15 protein-coding genes are annotated in these 16,221 nt (G+C 60.0%); 12 read left to right on the forward strand and 3 right to left on the reverse strand.

The genetic code is table 11. The annotated features are described in order from the left end of the window. Positions 1-1,269: 1,269 nt before the first annotated feature. Positions 1,270-2,085 carry a hypothetical protein gene (locus U1A53_RS17005; RefSeq protein WP_322282794.1) on the reverse strand — a complete coding sequence of 272 codons (816 nt, stop codon included), beginning with the start codon at positions 2,083-2,085 and terminating at the stop codon, positions 1,270-1,272. A 38-nt stretch (positions 2,086-2,123) separates the two neighbouring features. Beyond that, complete coding sequence (locus tag U1A53_RS17010; protein ID WP_322282795.1) at positions 2,124-3,140, reverse strand: hypothetical protein; 1,017 nt, start codon at positions 3,138-3,140, stop codon at positions 2,124-2,126. Between the two features lie 88 nt (positions 3,141-3,228). On the opposite strand from U1A53_RS17010, the gene U1A53_RS17015 reads away from it, so the two are divergent. From U1A53_RS17015 to U1A53_RS17025, 3 genes are read left to right on the forward strand one after another with little or no spacing between them, the layout of a single operon-like run. Further along, positions 3,229-3,924 carry a zinc metallopeptidase gene (locus U1A53_RS17015; RefSeq protein WP_322282797.1) on the forward strand — a complete coding sequence of 232 codons (696 nt, stop codon included), beginning with the start codon at positions 3,229-3,231 and terminating at the stop codon, positions 3,922-3,924. A gap of 29 nt (positions 3,925-3,953) precedes the next feature. Next, positions 3,954-4,661 (forward strand): prolyl oligopeptidase family serine peptidase, encoded by a 708-nt coding sequence (locus U1A53_RS17020; RefSeq protein WP_322282799.1) that lies wholly within the window; start codon positions 3,954-3,956, stop codon positions 4,659-4,661. Further along, positions 4,658-6,832, forward strand: a complete 2,175-nt coding sequence (locus U1A53_RS17025; protein ID WP_322282802.1) for an alpha/beta hydrolase family protein — start codon at positions 4,658-4,660, stop codon at positions 6,830-6,832. The genes U1A53_RS17020 and U1A53_RS17025 overlap by 4 nt, the downstream gene beginning before the upstream one ends. 3 nt (positions 6,833-6,835) lie before the next feature. Here the strand turns inward: U1A53_RS17025 and U1A53_RS17030 are convergent, their stop codons facing one another. Beyond that, positions 6,836-7,306 (reverse strand): hypothetical protein, encoded by a 471-nt coding sequence (locus U1A53_RS17030; RefSeq protein WP_345786492.1) that lies wholly within the window; start codon positions 7,304-7,306, stop codon positions 6,836-6,838. Positions 7,307-7,345: 39 nt separating this feature from the next. Between U1A53_RS17030 and U1A53_RS17035 the strand changes: the two genes are divergently transcribed. The 9 genes from U1A53_RS17035 to U1A53_RS17075 all read left to right on the forward strand — a co-directional run bounded on the left by U1A53_RS17035 (position 7,346) and on the right by U1A53_RS17075 (position 16,198). Next, positions 7,346-7,471 carry a hypothetical protein gene (locus U1A53_RS17035; RefSeq protein ID WP_322282959.1) on the forward strand — a complete coding sequence of 42 codons (126 nt, stop codon included), beginning with the start codon at positions 7,346-7,348 and terminating at the stop codon, positions 7,469-7,471. Positions 7,472-7,765: 294 nt separating this feature from the next. Then, on the forward strand, positions 7,766-8,122 hold the full coding sequence (locus tag U1A53_RS17040) for a glutaredoxin (protein WP_322282804.1): 357 nt from the start codon (positions 7,766-7,768) through the stop codon (positions 8,120-8,122). A gap of 6 nt (positions 8,123-8,128) precedes the next feature. After that, positions 8,129-8,761 carry a DUF2959 family protein gene (locus tag U1A53_RS17045; protein ID WP_322282806.1) on the forward strand — a complete coding sequence of 211 codons (633 nt, stop codon included), beginning with the start codon at positions 8,129-8,131 and terminating at the stop codon, positions 8,759-8,761. Positions 8,762-8,883: 122 nt separating this feature from the next. Beyond that, positions 8,884-10,263, forward strand: coding sequence for a PQQ-dependent sugar dehydrogenase (locus tag U1A53_RS17050; RefSeq protein ID WP_322282808.1), 1,380 nt, complete (start codon positions 8,884-8,886; stop codon positions 10,261-10,263). 106 nt (positions 10,264-10,369) lie between these two features. After that, complete coding sequence (locus U1A53_RS17055) at positions 10,370-11,137, forward strand: platelet-activating factor acetylhydrolase IB subunit (RefSeq protein ID WP_322282810.1); 768 nt, start codon at positions 10,370-10,372, stop codon at positions 11,135-11,137. A 72-nt stretch (positions 11,138-11,209) separates the two neighbouring features. Then, positions 11,210-11,824 carry an HAD-IA family hydrolase gene (locus tag U1A53_RS17060; RefSeq protein ID WP_322282811.1) on the forward strand — a complete coding sequence of 205 codons (615 nt, stop codon included), beginning with the start codon at positions 11,210-11,212 and terminating at the stop codon, positions 11,822-11,824. A gap of 82 nt (positions 11,825-11,906) precedes the next feature. Beyond that, positions 11,907-12,458 carry a UvrB/UvrC motif-containing protein gene (locus tag U1A53_RS17065; protein ID WP_322282813.1) on the forward strand — a complete coding sequence of 184 codons (552 nt, stop codon included), beginning with the start codon at positions 11,907-11,909 and terminating at the stop codon, positions 12,456-12,458. A gap of 103 nt (positions 12,459-12,561) precedes the next feature. Then, the gene (locus U1A53_RS17070; protein ID WP_322282814.1) at positions 12,562-13,686 is read left to right on the forward strand and encodes a protein arginine kinase; all 1,125 of its coding nucleotides are present in this window, start codon (positions 12,562-12,564) and stop codon (positions 13,684-13,686) included. Beyond that, complete coding sequence (locus tag U1A53_RS17075) at positions 13,679-16,198, forward strand: ATP-dependent Clp protease ATP-binding subunit (protein ID WP_345786495.1); 2,520 nt, start codon at positions 13,679-13,681, stop codon at positions 16,196-16,198. Before U1A53_RS17070 ends, U1A53_RS17075 begins: the two co-directional genes overlap by 8 nt. The last annotated feature ends 23 nt before the right edge of the window (positions 16,199-16,221 follow it).

Consider the following 16,221-nt stretch of genomic DNA (forward strand, 5'->3'; position numbering starts at 1 on the left):
CCGGCATGCCGCTCCAGTTCAACTGCGTGGAAGCCGCCGTGGCGCGCCCGGCATTCCGTACCAGCACTGAGAAGGAAACAGGCTGTCCTTGCACCAGATAAGAAGGTCCGGGCATCTGGCGCACCACGAGATCCGCCTCCTCCGGCTTTGGAACCATCCGCCAGTCGCGAAAACGGAGGCCTTCCGGTTTGCAGAGAGCAATCCGGTCTCCGCAGAGCACGAGGGTAGACGTGCCGCTCTCCGGCGGGTCACGCTCCTCCACGGCAGCCATCGTGCGGGCATCGAGCGCCACGACACGCTCATCGCTGGAGCTGTTTCGAATGGTCATCACCACGCGGTCAGAAGCCGCATCATAGTCCCCGGCGCTGCCATAATTGAAAAGCGACCCGTTTTGCAGGCGGGTAAAAGCATCGAACCAATAGATGTCGATGAGCAATAACCGGCCTTTCCTCCGAAAGGTGTGGCTGCCGTTAGGCGTCGGAAATGTGCCCATGCTTTGCGGAGCGCTGATAGTCGAACCGGAGACCTGAAAGCGCTGCATCGTGCAGGGGCTGCTCAGTTGATCGGACAGTGCGAACCATTCGCCATCCGTATTCCCCGGCACAATCAAGGCCGTGCCGGCCTCCTGGGCGGTTGAGGCGATGAGCACGCCGTTTTCAAAAACCTGGTAGCCTTTTGCGCCGCCAATGGAAGACAGGGTCACCGTTGCCACCCGTCCCGGTGCTCCGGGCAGGGCGGCCACCGAATAAAAAACTTTTTCTCCGTTCGCATCCGTGCCGGCCGACCAATCTGCCACCACCGAACCGGAAGCCAAATTGACCTGGGCCAGTCTTTTGCCGCCATCGTGGCAAACATACAACTGACTCCCAGCCGATGCGCAGTCCATGCGGTCTCCCATCAGGCTCGTGGTGGTTGTGACAACGATCGGTGCTTCGAGTGCACCCGTGGCCGGATTTACCGGTGTGATACTTCCACCCGTGATGCAAAAAAGCCGGTCGGTGGCCACATCATAAACTCGTGCCGTGTGAGGGAGTGCCACATCCCCATCAGCCCGGGCCGCCGTCATGCCAAGAGCATGGGCAGAAAGCCAGATTAGAACGGTGCGACGCATGAAAATTGCCTATCATGAACGGCATTCAGCATCCACACAAATCTACACGCCTGTCACTGACCTATGAGGCATCCGCCACGTTAAAGCAGACGCCATTTCTACCCCGAAGTCACGGGCGGCAGCGGTGAGAAGCATCAAATGAGTTATTTATGGGCTCACTACAGCTTGGTGGGCGGGACGTCTTCCTTCTTTTCCGGCTCAGCTTTCCCGTCTTCTGGGGGACGACGGAAGCCATCCCTGCCATCCTTGGACTCCGACTTCTCACGGAATTTCATGAACTCCTGACCCGCGACTTCGCGGTAGGTGTCGCGCAGCTTTTTGAAGGCTTCCATGCGTTGATCCGGCGGCAGTTGCTCCAGTCTGGCCAGCGCCTCTTTCACACGCGGCAACTGCATGATGCGATCATGAAAGCGCCGCGTTTCCTCACGGCGTTCCGGTTTGGACACGGACATCATCTCAGCCCCGAGACGGATCGCCGCCATGCGCCCAAACTCCGGCGACTCCGGCTTTGGCATCTCCGGCAGACCGCGCTGGTCCACCGGGAACGGCGGTTTGATCTTCTCCAGAATCCCCACGACCTCGGGATCGATTTCCTTGAGCGCCTTGTGCAGCGTGTTGCGCATCTCCTCGTTCGCTTTCATCGCCTCGTCACGCGATGCGATGACCTCGGGGCGCTGCCAGGCCTTTTCAAAGGCCGCGCGCACCTTGCCACGCTCCGCCTCGGATAGCTTTTCAAAACCATCAAATCCTCGCGACGGCTTCCCGCCCATGCCTGGAATCATGCCTGGAGGGCCGCGCCGCTCGCCATCGCGGAAAGACGGCCCCTCGCCCGGTTTCGGCGGAGGTGGCTTGGTGTCTTCCGACTGAGCAACAGCAGTCGTGACGAGGGCTAAAAACAAGGCCAGAGGGCGCATGGCAGGCATGTTCCGCCGCTGCGTTGGTTTGGCAACTTCATAGCTGGGCTCGGTTTTCATCTCCTTATTAAAACTGGGCTCGACTCCAAAAGTTGCGCTCACTTGAGCCGCTCCAGTTTCAGCAAGGGAGCCGCCGCAGACGCAAACTGGGCCACATACAGGTTTCCATGCGCATCCACCGCCACGCCATGCGGATGAATGAACGTTTTTCCATCGCTCTTCATCGGCTGCAGCACACCGTTTTCATACACGGCAGACGGACCACCGATGTTCGAGACGACTTTCCAGTTCGAATCGACAATGGAGATGAACCCCGGCGCATTTTTGTCCTTCGGCCAGTTGTCGCCGAGATGCGGGATGATCGTGTGCTGGCCGAAAAGCACGATGTCACGCGGATTCCCGCCAGGAAACGGCATTTGATCAACGAAACGGCCCTCTGGAGTGAACATGCGGATTTCCTGCTGGTCGCTCATGCCGATGACCACACGCGGCGTGCCATCGCGGTCATCAAACGCACCACCATGCGGCCCCCAGTGCTTCAATTGGTCCTTCGGGTCGCCCATGTTGCCACCCCAAGCTCGGAGCAGCGATCCATCGGCTTTGTAGTGGAAGATGTAATCCTTCCCGTAACCGTCGAAGACCGCGAACTCGCCACTCGGGAAGTGGATCGTCTTCGAGGGCCGGTATTCCTTCGCATCGGCATGCAGCTTCGCTTTTTCAGGCCAGGGGAACACCGCCAGTTCCTCGCCATCGAGCGTCAGCTTGCGCACCTCGTGCAGTTGAGTGTCCGTGATGAACAGCACCTCGCGCTCTCCCTCTCTCACGAGACTCATGCCGTGCGCGCCTGGCATGCGTGCCGTCCAGTGTTTGATCAACGCACCAGACTTCGTGTCGAGGATGATCACGTTGTTCCGCGCATCATCGGTGAGGAAGAACAACCGCCCTTGCGAGTCGATGACGACCGCGTGGCCGTTTTTCACATTCACCTGCGCTAAAGCCTCGCGTCCCCAGTTTGGAACCACGCGATAGCGGAACTCGCCCTGACCGAGGACTTCTTCAGCCAGAACGGCGGTGTTCATGAGGCAAACGGCAAACAGGATGGCGAAACGGATCATGCGGCCATCCAAACATGCTGCCGCGCCTCCTGCAAGAACGCCGCACACACGATTTGCCTGCCGCTCGATTGGCTGTCAGTGTCCGCGCATGCCGTTTCTGCTCATTGGTGTCGCTCTCTTCGCCGGTCTCGCCCTCGTCCGCTGGGCGCAGGCGCGGCATGCGAGCATGATGACCAAAGGCCTACGGGTGAACGCGCCCACGGCACACAATGCTGGCGAGATCGCCCTCCTGTTTCTCAAATCCGAAGGCGTCGATGATGTGCAGATCGTCGAGCACAACGCCCTCGTCACCAATTACTTCGATCCCGCCCGTCGCAGGCTGTTCCTGCGTAGTGAGGTGGCCCATGGCACGACTTTGACCGCGTGGGCCATCGCCCTGCACGAAGCCGCGCACGCCCTGCAAACAGGAGACAGTCTGGGCGAACTCAAATGGCGGCAAAGCTGCATCCGCATGAGCCGCTACCTGCCCACGCTGGCCGTGCTGGTCATCACCGGGATGACGCTTTTCAAAGTGCTGATTCCACGCAACGCCATCTTCATCGCCGCTGGCGTCCTGCTGCTCCTTTTGCTGTTGAACCTCGGCAGCGTGCCCACCGAGCTCAACGCCAACAAGCGCCTCCGCCGCTTCTTGGAAGAACACCTCAAAAATCACGGCCAGGCGCACGAACGCATCAACGAACTGCTCTTCTGCATGGCCATCCGCGAAACCGGCGACCTGCTCAGCTCCCCGCGCTACTTCTTCCTCAGCGCCCTGCCCGGCACAGGAAAATCACGCCCTTCGTAAGGCTTCGCTCCGCGGCCCGTTTGCCTCGCATGGTCAAAACGATCGCCTTTCTCATCACCACGGCATCTCTCGCGCTCGCTGACACGCAAACGTCCGCTTCCTACAGCGGCGATTTCATCATCAAGGTCAACTACCCCTACCTTCTGTCGAAACCCAAAGGTTATGACGTGGATCAGATGAAGAAATGGCCGCTCGTCATCTTCCTGCATGGATCGGGCGAGCGCGGCACCGATCTCGAACTCATCAAAAAACACGGCCCGCCCAAATTGATCGCGGCTGGGCAGAAATTCCCCGCCGTCATCGCCAGCTTGCAGTGTGATTCGAAGAATCTGTGGAATCCACACGGCGTGAAGGCCGTCACCGATCATCTCATCAAGACCGAGCGCATCGACACAAACCGCGTTTATCTCACAGGCATCAGCATGGGCGGTTTTGGCACTTGGGAGACGGCCTTCGAGTACCCCGACACCTATGCCGCCATCGCACCGGTCTGCGGCGGAGCGGGCGTGCGCTGGGTCACAGCGGAGCGCCTCAAACATCTGCCCGCCTGGATCTTTCACGGCGACAAGGACGGCGCTGTCCCGGTCGAAAACAGCCAGAAAATCTACGACGCGCTCAAGAAGATCGACGCCCCGGTCAAATTGACGATCTATCCCGGTGTCGGCCACAATTCGTGGACTGCGACGTATGACAGCCCCGAGTTCTGGAAATGGCTCTTTGAACAAAAACGCTCATGAAAATCCTCATCGCCCTTCTCGCAGCCACCTCGCTGCATGCCCAAATCCTTCCCGGCACGAAACCGCTGGAGCCGAATCCGGATTTTTCTGCCACGATGGTCGCGGGCATCGACAAATTCGCGCTGCGGCTCATCGAGCAGTCGAAGACGGGCCGCAAGCCGACGCGGGAGAAGCTGAAGGCTGCCATTGGCATCGTGGATGAGCGCGTGCCTGTCACGGCGCTCGAATTCGTCGGCGACACGGCCTCCCCTGCCTTGCTGCTCGAAACGGAGCAGTGCCGCGTTTTCCGCGTACGCTGGCCGGTCTTCGACGGCGTACATGGCGAGGGCATTTATGTGCAGCCGAAGGGCAAACCGCATGCGCGGGTGATCTACCTGCCGGATGCCGACGGCACGCCGGAGAGGCTGGTGGACGAATGGCTGCTCACCACCGGCTGCGAGGTCGTCATTCCGGCGCTGGTGAGCCGCGATTCGGAGTTCAGCACGAATGACAAGTTCAACGTGAAGACGAACATCCCGCACCGCGAGTGGGTGTATCGCCAAAGCTACGAGCTGGGGCATCACATCATCGGTTACGAGGTGCAGAAGGCGCTCTCCATTGTCGATTGGTTCAAGGCGCAGCCGGAGCAGGTGCCGGTGCTCATCGCCGGAGTGGGCGAAGGCGGCATGCAGGCCCTGCACGCGGCCGCCATCGACGAGCGGATCGACAGCGTGTACTCGATGGGCTACTTCGCGCCGCGTGAAGGTGTGTGGCAGGAGCCGATTGAACGCAATGTCTTCGGCCTGCTGCGTGATCTCGGCGACGCGGAGATCGCCAGCCTCATCGCACCGCGTCCCCTGGTGTTGCAGCACTTGTTTTATCCGAACCGTGTCGTCTCGATGGAGGCCCCCAAAGGTATGCGCGCCATCGCCGCGCCGGGAAAACTCTCCGCGCCTGATCTGGCCGCCTTCAACGCCGAGATTGAGCGCGCGAAGACTCTCGCGCCCACCGGCCGCATCCTCGCGGCCACGCAGGAGACGAACAACGATCAGATCATCCGCCATCTGCTGCCCCTGGCCTCCGCCGATGCCGCACTAAAATCGCTAAAGATCACCGGAGCCACGATCACGATCAAACCCGATGCCACACGCCAAAAGAGGCTCGTGCGCGAGCTTGAAGCCTTCACGCAACGATTGCTGGTGACCACCGAGACGGAGCGCAAGGAGCAGTTCTGGAACAAGCTGCCGCTCAAATCGCTGCCTGAGTTTGAAGCCTACACGGTGAAGGAGCGCGAGCGCTTCTGGAACGAAGTCATCGGCCGCCTGCCGGACCCGAACCTGCCGATGAACGCCAAGAGCCGCTTCGTGCGAGAGACGGACAAGGTGCGCATTTACGAAGTCACCTTGGACGTGTGGGACGATGTGTTTGCGTGGGGCTGGCTGTGCCTGCCGAAGGATCTCAAGGATGGCGAGAAACGTCCCGTCGTCGTCTGCCAGCATGGATTGGAAGGCATTCCGGAAGACACCATCACCACGGACGAGACGAACCGCGCCTTTGGAGCCTACAAGGCCTTCACGCTACGTCTCGCGGAACAGGGATTCATCACTTTCGCGCCGCACAACCCGTATCGCGGCATGCACGCCTTCCGCACGCTCCAGCGGAAGCTCAATCCGCTCGGCCTCACGCTCTACAGCGTCATCAACGGCCAGCATCAGCGCATTCTCGAGTGGCTGAAGTCGCAGCCCTTCACACCGCCGGACAAGATCGCCTTCTACGGCCTCAGCTATGGCGGGAAGTCGGCCATGCGCACGCCCGCCGTGCTAACCAATTACTGCCTGAGCATTTGCAGCGGCGACTTCAATGAATGGGTGCGCAAGTGCGTGAGCACGGACATGCCGATGAATTACACGCACACCCACGAGTACGAGATCTGGGAGTGGAACATGGGCCGCACCTTCAACTACGCCGAGATGGCCGCGCTGATCGCGCCGAGGCCCTTCATGGTCGAACGCGGCCACAACGACGGCGTGGGCATCGACGAATGGGTGAACTACGAGTTCGCCAAAGTCCGCCGCCTCTACAACAAGCTCCTCATCGGCGAGCGCACGACGATCGAGCACTTCGACGGCCCGCACACGATCAACGGCGTGGGGACGTACCAGTTTTTGAAGGAGAAACTGGGGTGGAAGTGAGATTCACAACGCCGCGAGAATCTTTTTTAGCAGCAGTCCTGTCGGTTGCACCGGAATCACATCAACGGGAAAGAGCGCATCCTCCCAGATGAGAATGTTGGCAGGCTTGGCATCGAAGACCGCGATGTTTTCCTCGCGGTAATACCATGCCATCGAGGGGCCGACTGACTGGCTGAGATGGAGCTTTTGATAGCCGCGCTGCTGAAACCAATTCTCGATGATGCGCAGCGGACGTTTCGGACTGTCATCGCGGGTTTCTTCGGTGAGGGGGCGCCCCGGAATGAAACGCTGACTGGTGACTGTGGTGAACTGCCCATGAAGGCGGGTGAAACCCTCCAGCCGATAGCCGAGTTCTGGAAAGAGACGGCCGACGAGCAACAACCGGGTGAAATATTGCAGCGGCGTGCCTGGACTGATGTGGAGGATGGGCTCCGCGTGTGGATAGAATCCGCACCCGTCTTTGGTGACACGCATGATCCGCTGCGGGTGCGGATTGCCCACGAGCTTGAAATCGTGCTCCTGTCCGCCGGTTTGAAAATCACCGCAGCCGTCAGGATCGAGCCAAATCCCCTGCTCTCTCGCAAAGACCTCAAGGACAGCTATCTCGCTGGCGCACTGACTGGGAAGCTCGGCGACTGACCAAGATTCCGTCGAATCGAGGCATAAGCATCTTCGAAGGACATCGACGGCATTCTGGAGATGACCGCCTGCGCTTCCTCCTGCGTCATCCACGGCGTCACGGGCCGGGAGCTGGCCGGGGTCGCTTGGTAGGTCGCCGGAGTCTCCTGGATGCATGCATTGGCTGTGACGAGATCGTTCACGCGTTCAAGCTACCCGCATGTCCGGCGGTGGCAAGCACGCTCTCGAAGGCAGACAGCCCGTTGCAATCCCCGCATCGTCCGCTAGGCTCGTGGCGTAACCCCAACGCGCATTATGCAAACACCCAAAATCACCGCCTACCTGAAAACCTACTGTGGCTGGAGCGAAGGCATCCGTGCCATCTTCCGCAAATATGATCTCGCCTACGAGGAGAAGGACATCATCAAGAACCCCGCCTTCCGCTGGGAGATGGAACAGAAGAGCGGCCAGCCGCTGTCACCCTGCGTCGAAGTGAACGGCACCATGCTGGCCGACATCAGCGGCGAGGAAGTCGAGCGCTGGATGACCGAAAACGGCCTCCTCAACCTCAGCGATGCCCCGGCCGATGCGCCGACGAACTCCGCCTGCACGGATGCCCAGCATGCCGCGATGGCGGCCGGTCAGGTCGGCACCTTGAAGTTTGTCGGTTGAATTCCCATGAGTCCTCGTCTCCTCCTCGCCTCGCTGGTCTTCACGCTGGCCGCCTGCAACACGGTCTATTACGCCGCCTGGGAAAAGCTGGGCTTTGAGAAGCGTGACCTGCTCAAAAGCGCGGTCAAAGCCGCGCGTGGCGAGCAGAAGGAGGCTGGTGGGGAGTTTCAAGACGCGCTGACGCAGCTTCAAAAGCTGACCGGCTACAGCGGCGGCAATCTTGAAAGCGCCTACAACCGCTTCAAAGGAGAATACGAAGACTGCGAGGCCCAGGCCACGAGGGTGCGTGAAGAAATCCGCGAGGTGGACACGGTGGCGCGGGATCTGTTCCGTGAATGGGAGCGCGAAATCCGCCAGTATGAGAGCGCCTCGCTCGCGGCGGACAGCCGTCGCAAGCTGGCGGACACACGCAGCCGCTTCGAGCAGCTTTCCAGCTCGTTGCACGCTGCAGAATCGACGATGGAGCCTGTTTTACGTCAGTTTCGCGACCAGGTGCTTTATTTGAAGCACAACCTCAACGCCGCCGCCGTCGGTTCGCTGCGTGGCAAGGCAGACAACATCCAGGGCGACATCCAGCGCCTGCTGGAGCAGATGAATCGCTCCATTGCCGAGGCGGACCGGTTCATTCAGACGCTCTGATCAAGGAGCGGGACCGACCAGAGGGGCAGGATGTCCCCGGCTCTTTCACCTGCCGCAGTGATTTCATGCTTGCCCGGGCGAAAGCGGTTTCATAACCTCACCGTTCTTTCACACCCAACCCAATGAAATTGAACCACACCCTCCCGCTTGTGCTTGGCCTGCTGGCCATGCCAACACTCTCCCGAGCCGAAGACCCCAAACCCGTGCAGCCCGGCGGCAAATTGCCGAAGCCTGTGGCCATCCAACTTGTCAAAGTGGCGGATGATCTCGTCGAACCCGTGCATGTCGCCTGCCCGAAAGACGGCACGGGACGTGTGTTCATCTGCGAACGGCCCGGCGTGGTGAAGATCGTGAAGGATGGCAAGGTGCTGAAGCGCCCGTTTCTCGACATCAAGGACAAGACGGTCAGCTCCTTCCTCGAACAGGGCCTCTACGACCTCGAATTTCATCCGAAGTTCAAGGAGAACGGCCTGTTCTACATCCACTACTCCGACATGTGGTTCAACGGCGACGGTTTCATCGTCGAGTACAAGGTGAAGGCCAGCAATCCTGACCAGGCCGATCCTGACAGCGCCCGCGTGGTGATGCAGCTCGAGCGTCCGTATTGCAATCACAACGGCGGCGAGATCTGCTTTGGCCCCGATGGTTATCTTTACATCGGCAGCGGTGACGGCGGCTGGGAAGGCGACGTGCTCAACGCCGGCCAGGATCTCAGCACCACGCTCGGCAAAGTGCTGCGCATCGACGTGAACACACGCACCACCGAAAAAGGCTATGGCATTCCGAAGGACAACCCTTTCATCACTCCGCTCCAGCAGATGACGCTGTTCGGCATCAGCGAAGAAGCGTTCTCGAAGATCCAGCCGAAGGCACGCCCTGAAATCTGGAGCTACGGCATCCGCAATCCATGGACGATGAGCTTCGACAGCAAGACCGGCGAGTTCTACGTCTATGACATCGGCCAGAACCACTGGGAAGAGATCAACGTCGAGCCTGCGGGCTGCAAAGGCGGCATCAACTACGGCTGGAAGGCCATGTGTGGCAGTCATCCCTTCCCGCAGATCTTGAAGAAGAATCCCGACGGCACCGAAACGAGCGTCAATCCCGACAACTGGGCACAGATCGGCAAACTGCCCGTCGCGGAATACAGCCACGTTGATCAGGGCAACTGCGTCATCGGCGTCGGCGTCTATCGCGGCAAAGATTATCCGAGTCTCGATGGCGTGTGCTTCGTGGCCGACTGGGGTTCCGGTAAAGTTTGGGGCCTGCAACGCGATGGTGCCGGTGCCTGGCAGATGCAGGAGTTACTCGACCTCGATACTCCGCTGCGCCCCACCGGTGGCGGCGAAGGTGAAGACGGCGCGCTTTACATCTGCCACGGCACGGCTGGCTATGGTGGCAAGACTGATCCGTATCAGGAAGCACGCGGCGCGGTGTGGAAGATCGTGGCGGCTGACAAAGTGCCTGCGGGTGCGGAAGTCGCCCCCCTGCAGAAGAAGTAAGCATTGAATCCCTTTCACCGGTCGATTCACGCGGAGCTGGGAAACTGGCTCCGCGTTTTTGTTTTTGCATTGCCACCTCGTTGCCAGCCAGCCAGAATCAGCGCGCATGAAATTCATCCCAACCACATTTGCCACCCTCCTGTTCATCACCACCGCCGTTCTGGCGCAGACTCCGGCTCCCGCCACCAAACCTGCTGTTCCTGCGGTCAAACTGCCGCCGCAGCCGCCGGATGTGGCCGCACCGAAACTCGGACCTGATGGCAAGCCAAACGCGGGCTTCATTGCCGCGCATGAACGTTTTGTGGCCATTGCAAAGGAAGGCAAGGCCGAGCTCGTGTTCCTCGGTGACTCGATCACCGCAGGCTGGGGCAGCAAAAAGGAGATCTGGGACAAGGCGTTCGGCGCTTACAAGCCTGCCAACTTTGGCATTGGTGGCGACCGCACGCAGCATGTGCTCTGGCGCATCACCAATGGCGAACTCGACGGCATCAAGCCCAAGGCCGTCGTCCTCATGATCGGCACGAACAACTCCGGCACCGATTCTGCTGAAGGCATCGCCAAGGGCGTCACCCTCATCGTCGAAACGATCCGCGCCAAGCAGCCGCAGGCCAAGATCCTCCTGCTCGCTGTTTTCCCGCGTGGTGAGAAGGCCGCTCCGAATCCTGGCCGCGAAAAGCTGAAGCAGGTGAACGCCATCATCGCCAAGCTCGACGACGGCAAAAACATTCACTTCCTCGACATCGGTGACAAGTTCCTGCAGCCCGACGGCAGTCTCACCAAGGAGATCATGCCCGATTTCCTGCATCTCTCCCCAGCAGGCTACCAGATCTGGGCCGACGCGATCAGTCCGAAGCTCGCAGAGCTGATGAAATAGGCTGACCACCGCCCAGAACAGGCTGCCACGATTTCATCTGGCATGCCCACCTCCTGCGTGCATAGGAGCGTCATGCCCCAGCCTGTTCTGCTCTCCGACGTTGGCAAAGTTCTCATCGATTTCGATTTCAGCATCGCGGCCAGGCGGCTGGCCGAGCGCTGCGATCATCCGGCGGAGACGGTGCTGACGTTGTTCGACGACATTAAAGGGCCGTACGAGGACGGACGCATGGATGATGTGGCATTTGTGCGCGAGGCAATCGCGGCAACCGGTTTCCGCGGCACGGCGCAAGAGTTTGAGGCCATCTGGTGTGAGATTTTCACGCAGAACGAGCCGATGCGCGCCACGCTGGGCGCGCTGGCAGGCAAATTGCCGATGCATCTGCTCTCGAACACGAGCGGGCTGCACAAGAACTACTTTCTGCGCACTTTTGCCATCTTTCAGCACTTCCAAGACGGCGTGTATTCGTATTCCGCAGGCTGCTCGAAGCCGGGGGAGGCAATTTTTCACCAAACCATCGCCAAACTCGATCTTGATCCCGTGCGCACGTTTTACATCGACGATCTCGCAGCGAACATCGAGACCGCCGCGCGGCTGGGTTTTCGGACCTTTCACTACAGCTTTGCGAAACATCCACAGTTGCAGGCCGAGCTCGATGAATGGCTGGCAGCTCAGGGCATTGGTTGACGGGCGCAAATACCTGTCATAACCAGTACGCGCTGCCGTTCGTATCACTTGTGTGGCATGATAGCATGCACCGACTTAATCCATGAAATGCGACGTTTGCGAGAATGAGGCCACAGTCTTCCTCACCCAGATCATCAACGGTCAGATGACCACGGTGAATCTGTGTGAGACCTGCTCGAAGGCCAAAGGCGTGACCGAGGAGACCGGCTTCGGTCTGGCGGAGGCGTTTCTCAGCCCCTCGCAGCGTGCCGATACGGAAACCATGGAGATCGTGTGCGATGCCTGCGGCTTCACCGCCTCGCAGCTCAAAAAAATCGGCCGCATGGGCTGCCCGGAATGCTACACCGCCTTCCGTGAAGGTTTGGACGGACTGCTGCGCAACATGCACAAAGGCACACGGCATGTCGGCAAGCGTCCCAACCGCAAAAGCATCGTCACACCGCAGATGCTGCCCAGGCAGCGCGCGTCCATCGTCCAGGAGACTCCGCCGTCTGCTCCAGTAGCACCACCGCCCGCGGATGTTTCCCAACTACGCGCCGAACTCGATCTGGCGGTGAGCGAGGAGCGCTATGAGGACGCGGCGAAGTTGAAAGCCGAGATCGAGAGCCTTCAGCCCAAGGCTTCCTCCAAATGAGGTGTGTCGCAGGACGGTTAAGGCGGCTTTTGGCATGCGTGGAGCCGTCCTTGCGTGGTATTCAACACGTATCCATGTTGACACGTCAAACACCTGCCACCCCATGATGCGCTTTGCCACACTGATCAAAAACCCTGCCGACTGGATGAAGGGTGCCGGCCCGCATTCCGAGATCGTCATGACCTCGCGGGTGCGTCTGGCGCGCAATCTGCGCGGCTTTCCGTTTCCCGGCTTCAGCCAGGAGCGCCAGCGCATCGAGCTGCTCGAACGCGCACGACCGGTGGTTGAAGGCCTTCCCGAGATGCAGGATGGCTACAGTGAGGACTACACTGACCTCAGCAAGATCCGCAAACAGGTGCTGGTGGAACGGCACCTCGTCAGCCGCGAACATGCAGCGCGGTCCTCCGGCTGCGCCGTGGTCGTCGATCGCAAGCAGAGCATCTCCATCATGATCAATGAGGAGGATCATTTCCGCATCCAGGGCATCCGCCCCGGCTTAAACCTCACCAGCGCCTACGAAGTGGTGGACCGCGTGGACACGGAACTGGAGGGCCTGCTGCCCTACGCGTTTGACACCAAGCTCGGCTACCTCACCGCCTGCCCCACGAATCTCGGCACCGGCATGCGTGCCTCGGTCATGCTGCATCTGCCGGCTCTGGTGCTCACCGACCAGATCAATCCCGTCATCAAGGCCGTCGGCAAGATCGGTCTCGCCGTCCGTGGACTCTATGGCGAAGGCACGGAGGCGCTCGGCAACCTGTTTCAGATTTCCAACCAGCACACGCTGGGCGAGGCAGAGCCCGAAATCATCGCCCAGATCGAAAAAGTCATCGAAGGCGTCGTGCGCTCCGAAGTGACCGCCCGCGCGAAGCTCAAAGAGGACCACCAGACCATGCTGCGCGACCAGGTCGGGCGTGCCTTCGCCATCCTGCGCTACGCTCACATCCTTACTTCCAAGGAGGCGTTGAACCTGCTTTCCATGCTCCGGCTCGGTGCCGATCTCGATCTGGTCGGCAACTGCGACCGCAGCCTCATCGACATGCTGCTGCTAGAGATCCAGCCCGCACATTTGCAGCTTAATGCTGCGCGTGAATTGTCCCCTGAAGAGCGTGACTGCATGCGCGCTGAAATCACTCGTGCGCGGTTGCAATCCATCGACGGCCCGGGTAGCTTTCCTCCATCCATTTCAACCCCAGGAGGCCCCCCTCCGCCCCCCCATGATGAATAATTTCACCCCACGCGCCCAACAAGTTCTGGCCCTCGCACGCAAGGAGGCCGACCGCTTCAATCACAACTACGTCGGCACGGAACATCTGCTCCTTGGCCTGATCAAACTCGGCCAAGGCGTGGCCGTCAATGTCCTGACCAAGCTTGGCCTGGACCTCGAAACCGTGCGCATGCAGGTCGAGCAGCAGGTCGGCTCAGGTCCAGAGACCAAAATGGTCGGCAACATCCCTTACACGCCGAGGGTGAAAAAGGTGCTCGCACTCGCTTCTAAGGAAGCCAAGGCGCTCAATCACAGCTACGTCGGCACCGAGCACATTCTGCTCGGCCTGCTGCGTGAGGGCGAAGGCGTCGCCGCGCAGGTCTTGCGCAACCTCGATGTGAATCTCGACAAGGCGCGCAGCGAGATCCTCAAAGAGCTCGATCCCAACTTCTCCTCCCAAAACGAAGAAGAAGAGGAGGAGGGCGAACCCGTCTCCCCCAGCGGCAACACGCCTGCGGGTGACAAGAAAAAGAATGAAAAGACACCGGCGCTCAAGGCCTTCGGTCGCGATCTCACCGAACTCGCCATCAAGGGCGAGATGGATCCCGTCATCGGCCGTGCGGATGAAATCGCCCGTGTCATCCAGATTCTCTGCCGTCGCACCAAGAACAATCCGGTGCTCATCGGCGAGGCCGGCGTCGGCAAGACCGCCATCGTTGAAGGACTCGCCCAGGAAATCTCCGCCGGCAACGTGCCCGAAATCCTGCGCGACAAGCGCGTTATCACGCTCGACCTCGCCCTGATGGTCGCCGGCACCAAGTATCGCGGCCAGTTTGAGGAGCGCATCAAGGCGGTCATGGACGAAATCCGCCGCACCAAGAACGTCATTCTCTTCATCGACGAGTTGCACACCATCGTTGGTGCCGGCGGCGCCGAAGGCGCGATGGACGCCAGCAACATCATCAAGCCTGCTCTCAGCCGTGGCGAACTGCAATGCGTCGGTGCCACCACCTTGAACGAGTATCGCAAGTACATCGAGAAGGACTCGGCGCTCGAACGCCGCTTCCAGAGTGTGAAGATCGAGGAGCCCTCCGTCGAGGATGCCATCAAGATTCTGTTCGGCCTGCGCGGCAAATACGAGCTGCACCACAAGGCGAAGTACAGCGAGGACGCCCTCAAGTCCGCCGTGAACCTCAGTTCCCGCTACCTGCCTGCCCGCTTCCTTCCTGACAAGGCCATCGACATCATGGACGAGGCCGGATCGAAGGCCCGCATCGCCGCCATGACGCGGCCGCCCGAACTCAAGGTCATCGAGGCCGAGATCGAGGAAATCCGCGTTGAAAAAGAAGGCTCCATCAAGGAGCAGGACTTCGAGAAAGCCGCCCATCTGCGTGATCGTGAGAAGAATGCGAAAAAACGCTTTGATGATGTGCTTGAACACTGGCGCAGCACGAATCAGGAGCGCATCGTCGATGTCACCGAGGAGGACATCATGTCCATCGTCTCAAAATGGACCGGTGTTCCGCTTCAGCGCATGGAAACTGCGGAGGCCGAGAAGCTCCTCAAGATGGAAGCCGAGTTGAAGGGCAAGGTCATCGGCCAGGACGAGGCCGTCATCGCCATCAGCAAGGCCCTGCGCCGTTCCCGCGCCGATTTGAAGGATCCGCGTCGTCCGATCGGCTCCTTCCTTTTCCTCGGCCCGACCGGTGTCGGAAAGTCCTTCCTCGCGAAGAACCTGGCCGAGTTCATGTTTGGCACGTCCGATGCGCTGATCCAGATCGACATGTCTGAATACATGGAGAAACACACGGCCAGCCGTCTCATCGGCGCACCTCCCGGCTACGTCGGTTATGAAGAAGGCGGCCAGCTCTCCGAAGCTGTGCGCCGCAGGCCCTATTCGGTCATTCTGTTCGACGAAGTCGAAAAAGCGCATCCTGATGTGATGCACCTCCTCCTACAGATCCTCGAAGAAGGCCAGGTCACCGACAACTTCGGCCGCAAGATCGACTTCCGTAACACCATCGTCATTCTCACCTCGAACGTCGGCGCTGAAACCATCAAGCGCCAGACCACCCTCGGCTTCATGGCCATGCAGCAGGACGTGGCCGACAACGCCGGCATCAAGGGCAAGATCACCGAGGCCGCGAAGAAGTTCTTCAAGCCTGAGTTCCTCAACCGCCTCGACGACATCGTCATCTTCCGCATGCTCGAGAAGGAGCAGCTCAATGTGATCGTTGATCTCGAAGTCGCCAAGGTCGTCGCCCGCCTCAAGAAGAAAAACATCCACATCACCCTCGATGAAAGCGCCCGCGAGTTCCTCATGAAGGAGGGCTTTGATCCGCAGTATGGCGCGCGTCCGATGCGCCGTGCCGTGGAGAAAAACATCGAAGACCCGCTGGCCGAGCATCTCCTGCGTGGCGACATCCGCGATGGCGACATCGTCAAGGTTTCCCACGACGAAGAACTCAAGCGCCTCAAGTTCGCCGCCGACAAGCGCGAAACCGAGATTCCGGCCGAGACTTCCGCGTCTTAACCGGGAACGATCCACCGGGCATC

This window comes from Prosthecobacter sp. (assembly GCF_034366625.1).
Classification (GTDB): Bacteria; Verrucomicrobiota; Verrucomicrobiia; order Verrucomicrobiales; family Verrucomicrobiaceae; genus Prosthecobacter.

What these genes read in the sequence shown, in the direction of transcription:
- U1A53_RS17055 (WP_322282810.1), top strand. Translation starts at nt 10,370, where the DNA reads ATGAAATTCATCCCAACCACATTTGCCACCCTCCTGTTCATCACCACC.
- U1A53_RS17065 (WP_322282813.1), top strand. Translation starts at nt 11,907, where the DNA reads ATGAAATGCGACGTTTGCGAGAATGAGGCCACAGTCTTCCTCACCCAG.
- U1A53_RS17050 (WP_322282808.1), top strand. Translation starts at nt 8,884, where the DNA reads ATGAAATTGAACCACACCCTCCCGCTTGTGCTTGGCCTGCTGGCCATG.
- U1A53_RS17075 (WP_345786495.1), top strand. Translation starts at nt 13,679, where the DNA reads ATGAATAATTTCACCCCACGCGCCCAACAAGTTCTGGCCCTCGCACGC.
- U1A53_RS17010 (WP_322282795.1), bottom strand. Translation starts at nt 3,140, where the DNA reads ATGATCCGTTTCGCCATCCTGTTTGCCGTTTGCCTCATGAACACCGCC.
- U1A53_RS17005 (WP_322282794.1), bottom strand. Translation starts at nt 2,085, where the DNA reads ATGAAAACCGAGCCCAGCTATGAAGTTGCCAAACCAACGCAGCGGCGG.
- U1A53_RS17070 (WP_322282814.1), top strand. Translation starts at nt 12,562, where the DNA reads ATGATGCGCTTTGCCACACTGATCAAAAACCCTGCCGACTGGATGAAG.
- U1A53_RS17045 (WP_322282806.1), top strand. Translation starts at nt 8,129, where the DNA reads ATGAGTCCTCGTCTCCTCCTCGCCTCGCTGGTCTTCACGCTGGCCGCC.
- U1A53_RS17040 (WP_322282804.1), top strand. Translation starts at nt 7,766, where the DNA reads ATGCAAACACCCAAAATCACCGCCTACCTGAAAACCTACTGTGGCTGG.
- U1A53_RS17020 (WP_322282799.1), top strand. Translation starts at nt 3,954, where the DNA reads ATGGTCAAAACGATCGCCTTTCTCATCACCACGGCATCTCTCGCGCTC.
- U1A53_RS17030 (WP_345786492.1), bottom strand. Translation starts at nt 7,306, where the DNA reads ATGCGTGTCACCAAAGACGGGTGCGGATTCTATCCACACGCGGAGCCC.
- U1A53_RS17015 (WP_322282797.1), top strand. Translation starts at nt 3,229, where the DNA reads ATGCCGTTTCTGCTCATTGGTGTCGCTCTCTTCGCCGGTCTCGCCCTC.
- U1A53_RS17025 (WP_322282802.1), top strand. Translation starts at nt 4,658, where the DNA reads ATGAAAATCCTCATCGCCCTTCTCGCAGCCACCTCGCTGCATGCCCAA.
- U1A53_RS17060 (WP_322282811.1), top strand. Translation starts at nt 11,210, where the DNA reads ATGCCCCAGCCTGTTCTGCTCTCCGACGTTGGCAAAGTTCTCATCGAT.